Origin of the sequence: Aeromonas sp. ASNIH1 (genome assembly GCF_002934285.1) — a bacterium.
GTDB classification, from domain to species: Bacteria; Pseudomonadota; Gammaproteobacteria; order Enterobacterales; family Aeromonadaceae; genus Aeromonas; species Aeromonas caviae.
In genome coordinates this window covers 2,110,311-2,126,273 of record NZ_CP026228.1, presented here as the reverse complement: position 1 = coordinate 2,126,273, position 15,963 = coordinate 2,110,311, and the positions used below count along the sequence as shown (strand labels likewise).

Genomic DNA, 15,963 nt, shown 5'->3' with positions numbered 1-15,963 from the left:
ATGAACGCCGTACAATTTGACCGGGTCAGCCGCCACTATGGCGAGGTGAAGGCGGTCGACGACATCTCCTTCCAGATCCCGTCCGGAGAATTTTTCACCCTGCTGGGGCCGAGCGGTTCCGGCAAGACCACCTGCCTGCGGATGATCGCGGGCTTCGAGTACCCGAGCGAGGGGGAGATCCGCCTGTTCGGCGAGCCCTGCTCCACCGTGCCCCCCTACGATCGCAACCTCAATACCGTGTTTCAGGACTACGCCCTGTTTCCCAACATGGATGTGCGCGACAACATCGGCTATGGCCTGATGCTCAAGGGCGTCGCCAAGGCGGAGCGTTACCGCAAGGTGGACGAGATGCTGGAGCTGGTGCGCCTGCCCGGCGTCGGCAACCGCAAGCCGGGCCAGCTCTCCGGCGGCCAGCGCCAACGCATCGCCATCGCCCGGGCACTGATCAACCAGCCGCGCATCCTGCTGCTGGACGAACCGCTCGGGGCCCTCGACCTCAAGCTGCGCGAGCAGATGCAGCTCGAACTGAAAGCCTTGCAGCGCCAACTCGGCATCACCTTCATCTTCGTCACCCACGATCAGCAGGAGGCGCTCTCCATGAGCGACCGCATCTGCATCTTCAATCAGGGCAAGATCGAGCAGATTGCCGCGCCGGATACCATCTATGACGCCCCCGCCACCCCCTTCGTCGCCCGCTTTGTCGGCACCGTCAACCTGTTCGATGGGGAGCAGGCCCGCCGGCTGTGCGGCGATGCTCACCAGATGATGGTCCGCCCTGAGCGGATCCGGCTCGCCGAGGCCGGCACACCGGGCTGGTCAGGGGAGGTGCGCGAAGTGGAGTACCTCGGTCCCTTCGTACGCTACCGGGTCGATCTCGGCGAGCAGCTCGAGCTTATCGTCAACCACCCCAACGAGGGCCAGGCCCGCCTGCCCCGTGGCGCCCGGGTCAGCCTCAGCTGGCCGGAGCAGGCGATCCATCGCCTGCACACCGCCCCTCAGGGAGCTCAACCATGAGCGCCCCCCACAGTGCGAGCCTTGCCATGAGCCAACCCACTGCCCCCCTCTCCTATCGGCCGCTGCGGCGCCTCTCCACCCTGCTCTACGGGCGGCCGGGTCTGCTGTTGGCCATCCTGCTCGGGCCGCCCCTGCTGTGGCTCGGCATCATCTATGTCGGCTCCCTGCTGATGCTGCTCTCCAACGCCTTCTTCGAGCTGGACGAATTCAGCGGCCAGATCCGCCACGAACTGGGCCTACAGAACTTCGTCGCCCTGCTGCGGGCGGAGAACCTGGACGTGATCCTGCGCACCGTCGGCATGTCGCTGCTGTTAACCCTGGCCTGCGCCCTGCTCGGTTTTCCGATCGCCTACTACATGGCGCGCTACACCAGCGGCAAGACCCGGGCCCTGTTCTACGTCGGCATCATGCTGCCGCTCTGGTCCAGCTATCTGGTGCGGGTCTACGCCTGGAAGCTGATCCTGGCCAAGGAGGGGGTCATCAGCTGGCTGGCAGATACTCTGGGACTGGACTGGCTGCTGGACGCCATCCTCTCGCTGCCGGTGATCGGGGGGCCGTCGCTGTCGTTCTCGCGCATCGGCACCTTCATCGTGTTCGTCTACGTCTGGCTGCCTTTCATGATCCTGCCCATCCAGGCGGCGGTGGAGCGGATCCCGCGCTCCCTGCTGGAAGCGAGCGGCGATCTCGGCGCCACCCCGGCCCAGACCTTTCGTACCCTGATCCTGCCGCTGGCCCTGCCCGGCGTGGTGGCGGGCTCCATCTTCACCTTCTCCCTGACGCTGGGGGACTACATCATCCCCGGCATCATAGGCAACTCCACCATGTACATAGGTCAGGTGGTCTACATGCAGCAGGGCACGGCGGGCAACCTGCCCTTCGCTGCCGCCTTCTCGCTGGTGCCGATCCTCATCATCGCCATCTACCTCACCATCGCGAAACGCTTGGGGGCTTTCGATGCGCTTTGATACCCATATGTCACTCATCCACACACGTTCGCAGGTGCCCATCCTGATCATGGCTATTCACCTGACGACAGCGAAACGTCTGGGGGCTTTCGATGCGCTCTAATACCTCCATGAAACGGGACCATGGCAGCCAGGCCTCCGGCCTGCTCAAGTACGCGGCCATCGGCGGCCTCCTGTTCCTGCACTTTCCGATCCTGTTCATCTTCCTCTACGCCTTCACCAGCGAGAGCAAGAGCTACCAGTTCCCGCCCCCCGGGCTCACCCTCAAGTGGTTCGAGGTGACCCTCAACCGCCCCGACGTGTGGCGCGCCATCCAGCTGTCGCTGGAGGTAGCTGGGCTGGCGACGCTGGCCGCCATGGTGCTCGGCACCCTGGCGGCGGGGGCCATCGCCCGCAGCCGCTTCTTCGGCCAGGAGGTGGTGTCGCTGTTGCTGGTGCTGCCCATCGCCCTGCCCGGCATCGTCACCGGCATCGCGCTGCGCTCCGCCTACGGGGTGATGGAGATCCCTTTCAGCTTCTGGACCATCGTCATCGGTCACGCCACCTTCTGTGTGGTGGTGGTCTACAACAATGCCCTGGCGCGCTTTCGCCGCACCAACCAGAGCCTCATCGAGGCGTCCATGGATCTCGGGGCCGACGGCTTCCAGACCCTGCGCTACGTGATCCTGCCCAACCTCGCCACGGCACTGCTGGCGGGAGGCATGCTGGCGTTCGCGCTCAGCTTTGACGAGGTGATCGTCACCACCTTCACCGCCGGCCAGCAGACCACGCTGCCGATCTGGATGTATCAGGAGCTGATCCGGCCACGGGACAGGCCGGTCACCAACGTGGTGGCGCTCATCATAGTGGCCTTCACCACCATTCCCATTCTGCTTGCCTACTACCTCACCCGCGACGGCCAGGACGTCGCCGGCAGTGGCAAATAACGACTCAACGCGTGCGCAAGGATGCAACCATGAAACTCTCTACCCAACTCTTGATCGACGGTCAGTTCGTCACCGGTGACGGCCAGGCCGAGCCCATCCTCAACCCGGCCACCGGCGAGCTGCTCGCCTCGGTGCCAGAAGCCTCGTTCGAGCAGGTGAACCGGGCGGTGAACGGTGCCCAGCGCGCCTTCGCCCAGTGGAGCCGCACCACCCCGGCGAGCCGCAGTACCCTGCTGCTGCGCCTGGCCGATGCCATCGAGCGCCACGCCGAGGAGTTCGCGGCCCTCGAATCCCTCAACTGCGGCAAACCCTATCTGGCGGTGCTCAACGACGAGCTGCCGGCGGTGGTGGACTGCTTCCGCTTCTTCGCCGGCGCCGCCCGCTGCCTGCAGGGGCCGCTGGCGGGGGAGTACATCGAGGGGCACACCAGCATGATCCGCCGCGATCCCATCGGGGTGGTGGGCAGTATCGCCCCCTGGAACTATCCGTTGATGATGGCGGCCTGGAAGATGGCCCCCGTGCTCGCCGCCGGCAATACGGTGGTGCTCAAGCCCTCCGAGCAGACCCCGCTCACCGCCCTGCGCCTGGCGGAGCTCGCCAGCGAGCTGTTCCCCCGCGGCGTCATCAACATCGTCTGCGGCCGGGGCGAGAGCGTGGGGGCACCGCTGGTGGAGCACCCGCTGGTGCGCATGGTGTCCCTGACCGGTGACATCGCCACCGGCCAGAAGATCCTGCAGAGCGCCGCCCGCACCATGAAGCGCACCCACCTGGAGCTGGGGGGCAAGGCGCCGGTCATCATCTTCGACGATGCGGATCTGGAGGCAGTGGTGGCGGGCATTCGCACCTTCGGCTTCTACAACGCCGGCCAGGATTGCACCGCCGCTTGCCGCATCTATGCCCAGGGCAAGATCTACGACAAGTTCGTCGCCGCCATGACCGAGGCGGTCGCCTCCATCAAGGTGGGCGGTCCGCGCGAGGAGGGGGTGGAGATGGGGCCGCTCATCTCGGACCGGCAGCGCAACCGGGTGGCCAGCTTCGTGGAGCGGGCCCAGAGCAGCGGTCATGTGGAGGTGACGGCGGGAGGCAAGATCCGCCCCGGCAACGGCTTCTTCTTCGAACCGACCCTGATCGCCCATGCCCGTCAGGAGGATGAAATTGTGCGCCGGGAGGTATTCGGCCCGGTGGTGTCGGTGACCCGCTTCAGCGACGCCGAACAGGTGGTGCAGTGGGCCAACGACTCGGACTACGGCCTCGCCAGCTCGGTCTGGACCCGGGATCTCGGCCTTGCCAGCAAGGTGGCCAGCCACCTGCAGTACGGCTGCACCTGGATCAACACCCACTTCATGCTCACCTCCGAGATGCCCCACGGCGGCATGAAGATGTCCGGCTACGGCAAGGATCTCTCCCTCTATGCGCTGGAGGACTACACGGTACCGCGCCACATCATGGTCAAGCTCTAGGCTCCACTCCGTCCCCCTGAAAACAAGATGGCCCCTTGGGGCCATCTTGTTTTGCATCAGGTCTGTGCATCCCTGCAGTGCACCAACGCAGCGTCACCGTTCACCCGACCGCGACCCGCATCAACGTCATGACAACCGCCACAACCAGTGGTGATCCAGAATCAGCAGACCAAACAGCAGCATCAGGTGATAGATGGAGAAACGGAAGGTGCGCATCGCCTGGCCGGGCCGATCCCCGTACTTCAACAGCCAACCATGCCAGCAGAATCCGAGGTTCAACCCAAGGCTGCCGACCAGGTAGACAAGCCCCGACATGCCGATCAGATAGGGCAGCAGGCAGACGAGCGTCAGGATCAGCAGATAGAGCAGGATGGCTGTCTTGGTGAAATCGGTGCCGTGGGTGACGGGCAGCATGGGAATGTCGGCACCGGCATAGTCATCGCGCCGGTGGATGGCCAAAGACCAGAAATGGGGCGGCGTCCAAGTAAAGATGATCATCACCAGCAGCCAGGGCTCGGCCGAAAGCTGCCCCGTGATGCTGGTCCAGCCCAAGAGCGGTGGCATGGCTCCCGCCAATCCGCCGATGACGATATTCTGCGGCGTGGCCCGCTTCAGCAGCAGGGTATAGACGACCGCATAGCCGAACAAGCTGGCCAGGGTTAGCCAGGCAGTCAGGGGATTCACGCCCCAATGGAGCAGAACAAACCCCGACAGTGCCAGACAGATCGCAAAATTCATCGCCTGCCCCGGCGTGATCCGTCCCATGGCGACCGGGCGCCAGCGCGTTCTTGGCATCCGGGCATCAATGCCGTACTCCAGAGAATGGTTCATGGCCGCCGCCCCGGCAGCGAGCAGTCCAATCCCCGCCAGGCCCAGTATCATCTCGTCCAGAGAGGCGCGTGTCGGCTCGGCCAGCAGCATGCCCACCCAGGCGGTCAGGAGCAGCAGGGCGACCACCTTTGGTTTGGTCAACTGACAATAATCGTGCACCCGGCGGAGGGCGAAGCGCTGTACCCGCCCTCTCCCATTCATGTCCGGCTCCTGACCATCCCAGGGGGTCGCAAGGGGTCGTGATGAGGCACAGAGAGCCTCCCGCGCGCCAGCACACAGCAAACCAGAAGGTGGGCTGCCACCAGATTGTGCGCAAGGGCGTTGGCCAACGGCAGGGCCAGATGGACGTTCGCCAATCCCAAGGCAATCTGCACGGTCAGCAGACCCAGCAACAACCAGCCAAACCCTCTCAGGGGGGTCCGCTGGCAGAGCAGCGCGAGGGCGAAAGCCCCCACCAGCAAGGCCGTGGTCAGCGCTCCCAGGCGATGGGCGATGTGAATGGTCTGGCGCGCCTCCTTGCCCAGCACGCCGAACTCATAGCTGGCGTGCCCCAGGGGGAGGTGAAAGGCTTGCGCCCAATTCAGCTCTGCCTGCCAGTTGCCCTGGCACAAGGGAAACTCCACACACGCCATGGCCGCATAGTTCGCCGACGTCCAGCCCCCCAGCGCGATCTGCAGCAGCAGCACGCCACAGGCCATGCTGCCAAGCCAGGACACACCCTGGTGTACGGGCGGGGGTGAAGGGAAGCCTGCCAATTCGGCCCGATAGAGCCAAAGCAAGGTCAGGATGGCGAAGCCACCCAGCAGATGAGTGGTCACCACCAGGGGATGCAGGGCCAGGGTCACCGTCCACATACCCAGCGCCGCCTGACCCGCAACCAGCACCAGCAAGATAAGCGAGAGGTGGCGCAGTCGGCCGCCTGTACGCCAGCCCAAGCCGGACAGGAGCACAATCACGCCTCCCAGCACCCCGGCGAAGTAGCGATGCACCATCTCGCTGCGCGCCTTGTGAGGAACAAGCGGGCTGGCCGGATAGCGCTGTGCCGCCAGTTCCGCATGCTCGGCGCGGGGAATGGCAAGGGAACCATAGCAACCTGGCCAATCGGGGCAAGCCAGCCCGGCATCCGTCAACCGGGTATAAGCACCGAGCGCGATGACAAGAACTGCCAGCACAATGGCCGCGGAGGCCAGCCTCTTGTGCATCTTCATATGCCGCCTCGCTGACCGTGCAGTAACCAGAAGATGCGAGTCCCATGCCGGCTGCATCGTCACTGCACCCCACGCTGATACTTGAGCAGTTGCTGCAGATCCGACAGTACCGCCTTGCCAAGCAACGGCCAGGTCGTCGTGCTGCCGGGCACCTCGTAACGCAAGATGGCCAGCCCGCGGTCGTCCACCAGCAGTATATCCCCCTCTCTCATTTCACTGTTTGTCTCGTGAGGTGGCGTCAACTGGACCAGTTCCAGCTTGTCCAGGTTGCGGCCAAGTGCAGCCTGGATGCGCGCCATCAGCACAGGGACCTGCCGGCATTGCCCCTCGCAGCGAGGGGCCACCAGATAGACCAGTCGCCATTGGTGCTGATGGGCAGGAAGCGGTTGCAACAGGTAGATCTCCTGGTGCAGCCAGTGCCCCTTGCTGCGCGTGCCGGGTTCATACCAGCCCTGGTGAAGAGTCAGAGCCGCCAGCACCACAGGCAGCAGGATCACCGCAGCAAAGAGCGCTGGCACCCGCCAGCGTCGCCATCCGCTCATGGGGAGCACCTCCTTGTCAGTATGACCCCCCCTGACAGAACCACCAGCGCCAAGCCGAGCCATTGCACCCCATAGGCCCGGTGTTTTTCAGGAGGCATGACATTGTGCTGGTAGTGATAGAGGAGTGGGGTTCGTCTTTGATACAACACTGCGTCTGCAAGCGGGGCTCCGATTGCCTGTCGCAGGGTCTCGACCCTGATGGATTGCAGCCGGTTCGGGTAGGGGCCTGGTTCTATGTTCTGTCCCAGCAGGAAGCCGCCGGGAGCCATGCGCAGCACACCTTCAAGGGTCATTGCGGCGGGGATGGCGGGATTGGGTAATTGCGACCTGTCGGATGGCGCGGGCACCCATCCCAGGTTGACCAGCAACAGTGAGGATCCTCCTTCTGCGCGTACCGGGATGAGCACGTCATAGCCAACCTCCCCGTTGACGATCTGGTTGTCCAGCAACCAGACATAAGGGCTGACCCACTCGGCTTTCCCTTGCAGAGGCTGGCCATCCAGTGACTCCGGGTGTTGCCAGTCGATCTGGGCCAATGTCCTTGGCCCGGCCTGCTGCATCTTTGCCATCTGCGCCAGCCAGGCCGTTTTTTCCATTGCGCGCTGCCACTGCCAGAACGCCAGCTTGCACAAACCGGCCGTCACCACCAGAGTGAACAACAAGACGAACCAGCGTCTGTGATGCCATGGTCGTCGCTTGTCTCGTGCAGCCGAATCGCGCATATCGAGGAGGATCCCAAGATGTTGATCAAGGTCGTTCTGATACTCATGCTGCTGCTCATCATCGGCCAGCTGTTTCACGCCCTCTGGCTGATGCTCAGTGCAGGCAATACGCAAAAGATGTCGGTACCTCTGGGCCGGCGCGTCTTCTTCTCCCTGCTGGTGGTCATCATACTGCTGCTCTCTCTCGCGATGGGCTGGCTGGAGCCCAACCCTCGCCCCTACTGAGCACGGCATCAAAGCAGGTAGACAAAGACGAACAGACAGAGCCAGACCACATCGACGAAGTGCCAGTACCAGGCCGCAGCCTGGAAAGCGAAATGACGCTGTGGGGTGAAATGATCCCTCAACATGATTCGCAGCCAGATGATGGTCAGGAAAAGGGTGCCCAGCAGCACGTGCAGTCCATGGAACCCGGTCAGAATGAAGAAGGTATTGCCATAGATGCCGGAATCCAGCCGCAACCCGAGATCCCGATAGGCATGCAGATACTCATAGCCTTGAAACCACAGGAATGTCAGCCCGAGCACCACGGTGGCCAGCAACATTCCCTTGAGCCGCATGCGTCTGCCGTTTTCCAGACTCATGTGTGCAAACAGCAGGGTCACGGAGGAGCCGAGCAGGATCAAGGTATTGATGAGGGGGATCCCCTGCCAGGGCATGGCCTGGGTCGTGGCCCCGCCGGGCGTCTTGAGCAGGGGCCAGTGAGCGGTGAAATCCGGCCACAGCAGTTGGCCCGTCATCACCCTGTGGCCCGCACCATCCAGCCAGGGCACCGCAAGCTGGCGTGCATAGAACAGCACTCCGAAAAAAGCCAGAAAGAACATCACTTCGGAGAAGATGAACCAGACCATGCCCTGCCTGAAGGATCTGTCCATCTGGGCGCTGTAGAGCCCGGTCATGGACTCCCGGATGATGTGACGGAACCAGCCAAACAACATGAATGCCAGCAGGGCGACACCGGCCATCATCAGATACCGGCCGAAACCGGTCTGCCCACTCGCCACTTCATTGACCAGATGTCCCGCCCCCAACGCCAGGAAAAACAGTGCAATGGCACCAATGATGGGCCAGCGACTCTGGTCCGGGACATAATAGGTCTGGTTCACCTTGGACATGGTCATTTCCTCTGTGCGAGTGCCGGTGCAGGTACGGACGCCGTGATGTCATAGAGCGAGTAGGAAAGCGTGATGGTATTGATGCTGTCCGGTAGTGCCGGATCGATATAGAACTTGAGCGGCATCAGCTTGCTCTGCCCTGCCCTCAGCTCCTGGCGATTGAAGCAGAAACACTCCACTTTCTTCAGATAGGCTGCGGCGGGACCGGGAGAGACCGACGGGACCGCCTGACCCACCATGGCCCGCTCCGTGGGATTGAACACCCGAAAGTTGACCATTTTCACCTCCCCCGGCCGCACCGACAGCCGAGCCGTTTCACCACTGAACTCCCACGGCATCCGGGTATCCGCATGAGCAAGAAACTCGATCTGGATGCTCCGCTTGCTGTCGATCACCGCCCGCTCCGTACTGGCCGCTTGATCAGACGTCTTGCCATTGAGGCCGGTGATCCGGCAGAAGACGTCATAAAGCGGCACCAGCGCAAAGGCAAAACCAAACATGACGAGCACGACCAGAGCCAGTTTTCTGAGCAAGGGCGCATGACTGACCTGGGTCATATGACCTCCCTAACGCTCTTCCGACCGGATATCCGGCGGAGTCTGGAAACTGTGATAGGGAGGGGGAGAAGAGAGCGTCCATTCCAGCCCCTCGGCCCCCTCCCATACCCGATCGCTCGCCTTGGCTCCGCCTCTGATGCATTTGACCACGCCCCAGACAAACAGCAGTTGGGACAGGCCGAAGGCAAAACCCCCCAGGCTGATCAGCATGTTGAAGTCGGCAAATTGCAGGGCGTAATCGGGAATGCGGCGAGGCATGCCCGCCAGCCCGACAAAATGCATGGGGAAAAACAGCACATTGACCGAGACGAGCGAACACCAGAAATGCCATTGGCCGAGCCGCTCGTCATACATGTGCCCCGTCCATTTCGGCAACCAGTAGTAGGCCGCAGCCAGGATCGAGAAGACGGCACCGGTCACCAGCACATAGTGGAAATGGGCCACTACGAAATAGGTGTCGTGATACTGAAAATCAGCCGGTGTCATGGCCAGCATCAGCCCGGAGAAACCGCCAATGGTGAACAGAGTGATGAAGGCGATGGCAAACAGCATGGGGGTCTCGAATGTCAGAGAACCACGCCACATGGTGGCAAGCCAGTTGAATACCTTTACCCCTGTCGGCACCGCGATCAGCATGGTGGTGTACATGAAGAACAGCTCCGCCACCACGGGCAATCCGGTGGTGAACATGTGGTGAGCCCAGACCATGAAGGAGAGCAAGGCGATGCTGCTGGTGGCATAGACCATGGAGCGATAACCGAACAGCGTCTTGCGGGAGAAGGTCGGAATGATGCAGGAGACGATGCCGAAAGCCGGCAATATCATGATGTAGACTTCCGGGTGCCCGAAGAACCAGAAAATGTGCTGAAACAGGACAGGATCCCCCCCACCAGCCGCATCGAAGAAACTGGTCCCGAAATACTTGTCCGTCAGCACCATGGTCACCGCAGCCGCCAGCACCGGCATGACAGCGATGAGCAGAAACGCCGTGATCAGCCAGGTCCAGACAAACAGCGGCATCTCCATCCAGCCCATGCCCGGCGCCCGCAGGTTGAAGATGGTCACGATGACGTTGATGGCCCCCATGATGGAGGAGATCCCCATGATGTGAATGGCAAAGACAAACAGGGCCGTGCTGTTGCCGCTGTACTGGGTAGACAGGGGGGCATAGAAGGTCCAGCCAGAACTGGGGCCGCCTCCCTCCATAAACAGGCTCGACAGGAGGATGAGGAAAGCAAACGGCAGGATCCAGAAGCTCCAGTTGTTCATGCGGGGCAGTGCCATGTCAGGGGCCCCAATCATGATGGGGATCAGCCAGTTGGCGAGGCCGGTGAAGGCGGGCATGACGGCACCAAAGACCATGATGAGGCCGTGTACTGTGGTCATCTGGTTGAAAAACAGGGGTTCCACCAGTTGCAGTCCGGGCTGGAACAGTTCTGCCCGGATCACCATGGCCATGGCGCCACCGGTAAAGAACATGGTGAGGGCAAAGCACAGATAGAGGGTACCGATGTCCTTGTGATTGGTGGTGTAGAGCCAGCGCCTCAGACCGGCCGCTGGCTGGTGGACATGTTCGCTGTGCGGGGTATCCGTGATTCCATCACTCATGCCGACGCCTCACTTGTCCTTGTCCGGATTGGCCGCGTTGAGAAGGGACTGCACCTCGGCTGGCTGCACAAGGTCACCGGTCTTGTTATCCCAGGCATTGCGTTCATAGGTGATGACGGCGGCGAGTTCCTGTGCCGTCAACTGTTTGCCAAAAGGTTGCATCGCCGTACCACTCCGGCCATGCAACACCGTATCCAGATGCTGGGCACGATGCTCCGCCTGTGTGGTCACCTTGCTGCCATTGAGCGCCGGGAAGATGCCGGGCAATCCGGTACCCGCGGGCTGATGACAGGCCGCACAGTGGCCCAGATAGACTTTCTCCCCCAGCGCCATGGCTTGTGGCAACGTCATGGTCTCCGCTGCCTGCGCCTGTTGCTGTGCCTTGGCGGTTGCCTGCTCGTCTCCCTTCCTGGCAATCCACGTCTCGAACTCCTCTGCGGATTTGGCCACCACAACCACGGGCATGAAACCGTGATCCTTGCCGCACAGCTCGGCGCACTGCCCACGATAGGTGCCCGGCTTGTCGATCCGCGTCCAGGATTCGTTGATGTAGCCAGGATTGGCATCTTTTTTCACGGCGAAGGCGGGAACCCACCAGGAGTGGATGACATCGTCCGAGGTCATCAGGAAACGGATCTTCTTGCCGACCGGCAACACCAGAGGGTTATCCACCTCCAGCAGATAATTGCCGCCCTTGGGGGCATCACCGGAGATCTGTTGTTTGCTGGTCGCCAGCAGGGAATAAAACTCCACCGGATACTCGAGGTATTTGTAATGCCATTTCCATTGCGAGCCAGTGACGAGGACGGTGAGATCGGCCTTGGAGGTATCCTCCATCTTCAACAGGGTCGAGGTTGCCGGTGCCGCCATCGCGATCAGTATCAACACGGGGATGGCCGTCCACAGCAACTCGATGCGGGTGCTTTCGTGAAACTGGGCGGCTTTGGCACCGCGCGATTTTCGATGGTGCACGATGGACCAGAACATGATGCCGAAGACGAGCAGACCGATGACACAACAGATATAGAAAATCGTCATGTGCAGGTCATAGACCTGCTGGCTGATGGCGGTCGCCCCGCGCGTCATGTTGAACCGGATCTCATTGGCAAAGGCGCTGCTGCTGATGAACCACATCATCATTCCGGCACCTGCCTGAGCTGCATCGTTTCTCACATTGCACTCCCTGTGCACGTTGGAGAAGATGGCCTGCATTCAATACGCCCAACGCTAACCATCTGAAAATAATGCATTTATTAAAATTCATTTCACATTCAAGTATTAGCCCATATTCAGAAAAAACCAAAATGCAGACAGCCCTGACCAGGCTCATCAGAGCAGTGGCAATGGGCAAAACGCGAGCAGGGAAGAGGGAGAAACGGGTCCCGGGGTGGCCACGTCTTGAACGGGGAGAGCTTCAGCCATGGTGAGTCGAATCGATGTGCAGAACCCGGGAGGGGCCATGGGGTCCTCCCGGGCTCCGTGGTTTTCTGCCGTGCCAGAGGCGGGGGTCAGCCCGCTGGTGCTTGCTGAGCCAGCAGTCTGGCCAGCAGGGAGCGCAGTGCTTTTATCAGGGCGGGTTTGCCCGCGACACCCTGTCGGGCAGCCAGCTCGGACCAGGACGCATATTGCCAGATGGTGGCGATCAGCAACCGTCGTTCATCCTGACTCAACGCATCCAGCATCATCACTTGCCGGAGCAGCCAGCGTTGCAGTGTCGCCTGGCACAATTCGAATGGCTTGTGATGGTGGGCAAAGCAATCGAGTTCCCGATGCTCGAATTCATCCAGATCCGGCACATGAGTGACAGGTCCGCCTCTGAGGGATAGCCAGACCAGTTCGGTATCCAGCCTCTTGAGTTCACCAGCCAGCAGGGCCGGCAACTGGCTCATGAAACGCTGTCGCCATTGCGCCAGCTCGGCGTGATATTCCGATTGCAACGGCATCAGCAGCAAAGCTGCATGACTGCCGCTGGCCGCATCGCGCTGCAGACCAAGACGCAGCACCTTCAATCCCGCCTTGAGCCAGAATGGCAGCAGATCTGGACTGGCGGAGAAGGCAGATCCCAGATAATCGACCCCTAATGCCCGATAATGTGAAACCAGCTTGTCCAGCAACCAGGACCCCAGCCCGAGACGATGAAGGGCAGGATGGATGGCGATGCGCATCACCCTGGCATAAGAGCGCTCCCCCGCCGTCACGAAACCGGCGTGGGCCAGCAGCGACTGGGGCAGCAGATGTCCACGAGGGCGCCTTCGTCCGGCCCAGATCGCGTGCGCCAGATCAGGGGGGATATTGCCCTCCCGCGCGACCAGCGCCACCCCGAGCAACTCCTGTCCCTGCTCCATCAGATGAATGTCGAGATCCGGCCCCTCCAGCAAATACCGCAGATCACTGGGGCTGGTCTGGTAGTGAGCCAGCACGAGCAGGCCGAACACCCGATTGAGCAGCGCGTCATCACGGGCCAGCTCATCTTGTCCGACCAGGCGCCAGGTCGGTGATGTCGGGGGATGAGGTGCCGATATGTCGGCATTCAGACCAAGGAGCCGGAAAATCAGAGGCTCCAGCGGATCGCTCAGGCTCCAGCGAATGGGCTCCACCAGGTGCAGCTCCTGCCAATCCGGGGTTTGCTCATCGAGTATCCGCTTGAAGCGCAGATGAAAGCCGCGCCCCGTCCCCTCATAGCCGTGCTCCGTTGTAGCGAAGACAATACGACTGTGGCGGGCCAGCATGGCCTCCAGCAGTGGGGTCGGGATGGCGGCGGCTTCATCTACCAGCAGCAGATCCGCCAGCACGTCTCCTTGAGCCACCCGATCAGGGGACACATAGCTCAGACCGGCCAGCCGCTCAGGCATCTCTGCCAGCGCGCGCTCTGCATGGGCAAAAAGTGTCGCTACTGTAGCGTGGGAAGGGGCAGTCACCGTTATCGTCAAGGCCGGATCCCGACTCAGCAAGTCGGCGCTCGCCAGCCCCAGCACGGCGCTCTTGCCACGACCGCGATCGGCGCTCAGCACCAGGGGGCGACGGCGATGGCCGTGCAACACGTTCTGGATGGCGGGCAGCGCACGGGCCTGATCCGCGCTCAGCGGCCGGTCCCCGTCGAGAGGCTGCCAGGTAATATCACAAGAGGCAGGCGTCAGATCTCGCGCCGGATCTTCTTCCAGCAATCGTACCAGACGGGAGATGAACCCCTGCCCGGCACGATCGACCTCCTCTGGCTGGGCGACCAGCCTCTGACGATCAGGGTCTGGGTAGGTCGGCCATGCCTCCCGCGGCGGGGTCAGCAGAAGCAAGAGCCCCCCAGCCCTCAATGTCCCCGCCAAGGCACCGAATGCATCGGGGTGAAAACCGCTGAAGGCATTGAATACCAGGGTGTCGCACTCCTGACCGAGCCGTTGAAGCGCCTTGGCGGCAGGCTGCGGAGCATGACGCTCAGGACCCTGCCCCAGCCAGAACACCGCCCCCCACAGCAAGGATTCGGCACGAACGATGCAGTCATCCTCCTCCCCTTCCAGCCAGATCAGACGCCGCTCGCCGGCATGAGCGATAGCGTGGCGCAAGGCGAGCAGCTCGGCTGACATCATGGAGCGGGGCTGACGTCTGGCTTCACGCGGGGTTCAAACATGCGCTCCCCCATCTGGTCGATGAAGGTATGGGCCTTTTGCACCATGAAGCGCTCGGCATCCGCCGGGTTGGCAAAGAGATCGGAGCGGATGAAGCGATGGGTCTGTAATTGCCCGTCGATCTCCCTGGTGATGCGACCGGCCAGCCTGTATTGCCCCCCTTCCGCCATGGGCTCGGGATAGATGAGATAGCCCATGTATTCGATGGGCTCAACCTCGGGGCTCTGGGCGATCTCTCCCTTGAACAGGGCATTGAATAGATTTTTGAACATGTTCGCATCCTCTCTGATGAAGGCATTCTCCCCAAGGGTGGAATCACTGGCAAGCACGGGATCTTATTACCATTCGTTCTTTGCACTACGAACCATTCTCATTTAGATTTCATCTCATTCCAGCATGAGGTCCAGATTATGTACGTGTGTTTGTGCCGCGGCATCACAGATAACCAGATCCGCAAGGCAGTACAGGCAGGCAAGACTGAATTCCGACAGTTGAAACAGTCGCTGGAAGTCGGTACCCAATGTGGTAAATGTGTGCGCATGGCGATGGAGATCATCGCTACCGAAATCGACAAGATGGAGTCAGAGCAGGCACCGCTCTATTACGAAGTGGCGTAAAACCGCCGACTTCTCGTCTTCATCTCTCCTTCTGCCCTCCAGGGGACGACTTTCCCCATCACGTTATGGTCATGTTTCTGGACTAAGCTCTAGTGATCGTTGCCTAGGCTCGAACACGAGGAGTAATGTCGATGAAAGGAGATCCCAAAATCATTGCCCACCTCAACAAGGTGCTGGCCAATGAGCTGGTTGCCATCAACCAATACTTCCTGCATGCCCGCATCTATGATGACTGGGGCCTCAAAGGGCTGGGGCACAAGGAGTATCACGAATCCATCGATGAGATGAAACATGCCGACGAGCTGGTCAAGCGGGTGCTGTTTCTGGAAGGGCTGCCCAACTTGCAGGATCTGGGCAAGCTGCGCATCGGTGAGACGGTGGAAGAGATGCTGCGCTGTGACTTGTCTTTGGAGATGGACGCCATCCCCGACCTGAAAGTCGCCATCACCTATGCCGAGTCCGTGCAGGACTACGTCAGCCGCGACCTGTTTCAGGGGATCCTGGAAGATGAAGAGGAGCATGTGGACTGGCTGGAAACCCAGCTCGATCTCATCGCTCGTATCGGTCTGGAAAACTACCAGCAATCCCAGCTCCATGCCGAGTCATCCTGAATCGCGATGACATCAAGAGACAATCCCAACCCGCCCAGGCGGGTTTTTTCATGGCACCAGCGGCAGAGATCTTGCCCTACGATACGGTAGCCAACCTGGCTGCTGACAAGGCAGGCCAGAGGCTGCCAGGGTGGCAGGCGCCGGATTGAACCGCCTCCGGGATCACA

General features: G+C 61.4%; 17 protein-coding genes. 7 read left to right on the top strand and 10 right to left on the bottom strand.

From position 1 onward, the window contains the following. From C2U37_RS10325 to C2U37_RS10310, 4 genes are all read left to right on the top strand, one after another. Positions 1 to 1,014, top strand: coding sequence for an ABC transporter ATP-binding protein (locus C2U37_RS10325; protein WP_103255180.1), 1,014 nt, complete (start codon positions 1 to 3; stop codon positions 1,012 to 1,014). Further along, positions 1,011 to 1,979: an ABC transporter permease gene (locus C2U37_RS10320; RefSeq protein WP_104452228.1), complete on the top strand. Its 969-nt coding sequence runs from the start codon at positions 1,011 to 1,013 to the stop codon at positions 1,977 to 1,979. The genes C2U37_RS10325 and C2U37_RS10320 overlap by 4 nt, the downstream gene beginning before the upstream one ends. Positions 1,980 to 2,089: 110 nt before the next feature. Next, the gene (locus C2U37_RS10315) at positions 2,090 to 2,905 is read left to right on the top strand and encodes an ABC transporter permease (protein WP_103255178.1); all 816 of its coding nucleotides are present in this window, start codon (positions 2,090 to 2,092) and stop codon (positions 2,903 to 2,905) included. Between the two features lie 29 nt (positions 2,906 to 2,934). After that, positions 2,935 to 4,365, top strand: coding sequence for a gamma-aminobutyraldehyde dehydrogenase (locus C2U37_RS10310; protein ID WP_041211738.1), 1,431 nt, complete (start codon positions 2,935 to 2,937; stop codon positions 4,363 to 4,365). Positions 4,366 to 4,491: 126 nt separating this feature from the next. Here C2U37_RS10310 and cyoE read toward each other — a convergent pair whose 3' ends face one another. Genes cyoE through C2U37_RS10290 form a run of 4 tightly spaced genes read right to left on the bottom strand, consistent with a single transcriptional unit; the run spans position 4,492 to position 7,605 of the window. Beyond that, positions 4,492 to 5,397, bottom strand: a complete 906-nt coding sequence (gene cyoE, locus C2U37_RS10305) for a heme o synthase (protein WP_104452227.1) — start codon at positions 5,395 to 5,397, stop codon at positions 4,492 to 4,494. Further along, positions 5,394 to 6,404 (bottom strand): COX15/CtaA family protein, encoded by a 1,011-nt coding sequence (locus C2U37_RS10300; RefSeq protein ID WP_104452226.1) that lies wholly within the window; start codon positions 6,402 to 6,404, stop codon positions 5,394 to 5,396. Before C2U37_RS10300 ends, cyoE begins: the two co-directional genes overlap by 4 nt. A 59-nt stretch (positions 6,405 to 6,463) precedes the next feature. Next, positions 6,464 to 6,946, bottom strand: a complete 483-nt coding sequence (locus tag C2U37_RS10295) for a hypothetical protein (protein WP_104452225.1) — start codon at positions 6,944 to 6,946, stop codon at positions 6,464 to 6,466. Then, positions 6,943 to 7,605 carry an SURF1 family protein gene (locus C2U37_RS10290; protein WP_104452224.1) on the bottom strand — a complete coding sequence of 221 codons (663 nt, stop codon included), beginning with the start codon at positions 7,603 to 7,605 and terminating at the stop codon, positions 6,943 to 6,945. The genes C2U37_RS10295 and C2U37_RS10290 overlap by 4 nt, the downstream gene beginning before the upstream one ends. 81 nt (positions 7,606 to 7,686) lie before the next feature. Here C2U37_RS10290 and C2U37_RS10285 point away from each other — a divergent pair, with 81 nt between their 5' ends. Then, positions 7,687 to 7,893: a DUF2909 family protein gene (locus C2U37_RS10285; protein ID WP_043152873.1), complete on the top strand. Its 207-nt coding sequence runs from the start codon at positions 7,687 to 7,689 to the stop codon at positions 7,891 to 7,893. Positions 7,894 to 7,901: 8 nt separating this feature from the next. Here C2U37_RS10285 and C2U37_RS10280 read toward each other — a convergent pair whose 3' ends face one another. From C2U37_RS10280 to C2U37_RS10255, 6 genes are all read right to left on the bottom strand, one after another. Further along, the gene (locus C2U37_RS10280) at positions 7,902 to 8,783 is read right to left on the bottom strand and encodes a cytochrome c oxidase subunit 3 (RefSeq protein WP_103859227.1); all 882 of its coding nucleotides are present in this window, start codon (positions 8,781 to 8,783) and stop codon (positions 7,902 to 7,904) included. A gap of 2 nt (positions 8,784 to 8,785) precedes the next feature. After that, positions 8,786 to 9,340: a cytochrome c oxidase assembly protein gene (locus tag C2U37_RS10275; protein ID WP_103859226.1), complete on the bottom strand. Its 555-nt coding sequence runs from the start codon at positions 9,338 to 9,340 to the stop codon at positions 8,786 to 8,788. 9 nt (positions 9,341 to 9,349) lie between these two features. Next, entirely contained in the window at positions 9,350 to 10,948 is a 1,599-nt protein-coding gene (gene ctaD / locus C2U37_RS10270) for a cytochrome c oxidase subunit I (RefSeq protein WP_104452223.1), read from the bottom strand. Between the two features lie 9 nt (positions 10,949 to 10,957). Next, positions 10,958 to 12,088 (bottom strand): cytochrome c oxidase subunit II, encoded by a 1,131-nt coding sequence (gene coxB / locus C2U37_RS10265; protein ID WP_233768467.1) that lies wholly within the window; start codon positions 12,086 to 12,088, stop codon positions 10,958 to 10,960. Between the two features lie 368 nt (positions 12,089 to 12,456). Beyond that, positions 12,457 to 14,529 (bottom strand): tRNA(Met) cytidine acetyltransferase TmcA, encoded by a 2,073-nt coding sequence (locus C2U37_RS10260; protein ID WP_104452222.1) that lies wholly within the window; start codon positions 14,527 to 14,529, stop codon positions 12,457 to 12,459. Beyond that, a complete protein-coding gene (locus C2U37_RS10255; RefSeq protein WP_104453215.1) occupies positions 14,526 to 14,840 on the bottom strand; it encodes an HlyU family transcriptional regulator in 315 nt (104 codons plus the stop codon). The genes C2U37_RS10260 and C2U37_RS10255 overlap by 4 nt, the downstream gene beginning before the upstream one ends. A 138-nt stretch (positions 14,841 to 14,978) precedes the next feature. On the opposite strand from C2U37_RS10255, the gene C2U37_RS10250 reads away from it, so the two are divergent. Next, positions 14,979 to 15,185, top strand: coding sequence for a bacterioferritin-associated ferredoxin (locus C2U37_RS10250; RefSeq protein WP_039039715.1), 207 nt, complete (start codon positions 14,979 to 14,981; stop codon positions 15,183 to 15,185). Between the two features lie 131 nt (positions 15,186 to 15,316). Further along, positions 15,317 to 15,796, top strand: a complete 480-nt coding sequence (bfr, locus tag C2U37_RS10245) for a bacterioferritin (protein WP_103858517.1) — start codon at positions 15,317 to 15,319, stop codon at positions 15,794 to 15,796. Positions 15,797 to 15,963 lie beyond the last annotated feature (167 nt).

Coding starts and splice junctions, on each gene's coding strand:
- C2U37_RS10325 (WP_103255180.1), top strand. CDS start 1: ATGAACGCCGTACAATTTGACCGGGTCAGCCGCCACTATGGCGAGGTG.
- C2U37_RS10320 (WP_104452228.1), top strand. CDS start 1,011: ATGAGCGCCCCCCACAGTGCGAGCCTTGCCATGAGCCAACCCACTGCC.
- C2U37_RS10315 (WP_103255178.1), top strand. CDS start 2,090: ATGAAACGGGACCATGGCAGCCAGGCCTCCGGCCTGCTCAAGTACGCG.
- C2U37_RS10310 (WP_041211738.1), top strand. CDS start 2,935: ATGAAACTCTCTACCCAACTCTTGATCGACGGTCAGTTCGTCACCGGT.
- cyoE (WP_104452227.1), bottom strand. CDS start 5,397: ATGAATGGGAGAGGGCGGGTACAGCGCTTCGCCCTCCGCCGGGTGCAC.
- C2U37_RS10300 (WP_104452226.1), bottom strand. CDS start 6,404: ATGAAGATGCACAAGAGGCTGGCCTCCGCGGCCATTGTGCTGGCAGTT.
- C2U37_RS10295 (WP_104452225.1), bottom strand. CDS start 6,946: ATGAGCGGATGGCGACGCTGGCGGGTGCCAGCGCTCTTTGCTGCGGTG.
- C2U37_RS10285 (WP_043152873.1), top strand. CDS start 7,687: ATGTTGATCAAGGTCGTTCTGATACTCATGCTGCTGCTCATCATCGGC.
- C2U37_RS10280 (WP_103859227.1), bottom strand. CDS start 8,783: ATGTCCAAGGTGAACCAGACCTATTATGTCCCGGACCAGAGTCGCTGG.
- C2U37_RS10275 (WP_103859226.1), bottom strand. CDS start 9,340: ATGACCCAGGTCAGTCATGCGCCCTTGCTCAGAAAACTGGCTCTGGTC.
- ctaD (WP_104452223.1), bottom strand. CDS start 10,948: ATGAGTGATGGAATCACGGATACCCCGCACAGCGAACATGTCCACCAG.
- coxB (WP_233768467.1), bottom strand. CDS start 12,088: ATGATGATGTGGTTCATCAGCAGCAGCGCCTTTGCCAATGAGATCCGG.
- C2U37_RS10260 (WP_104452222.1), bottom strand. CDS start 14,529: ATGATGTCAGCCGAGCTGCTCGCCTTGCGCCACGCTATCGCTCATGCC.
- C2U37_RS10255 (WP_104453215.1), bottom strand. CDS start 14,840: ATGTTCAAAAATCTATTCAATGCCCTGTTCAAGGGAGAGATCGCCCAG.
- C2U37_RS10250 (WP_039039715.1), top strand. CDS start 14,979: ATGTACGTGTGTTTGTGCCGCGGCATCACAGATAACCAGATCCGCAAG.
- bfr (WP_103858517.1), top strand. CDS start 15,317: ATGAAAGGAGATCCCAAAATCATTGCCCACCTCAACAAGGTGCTGGCC.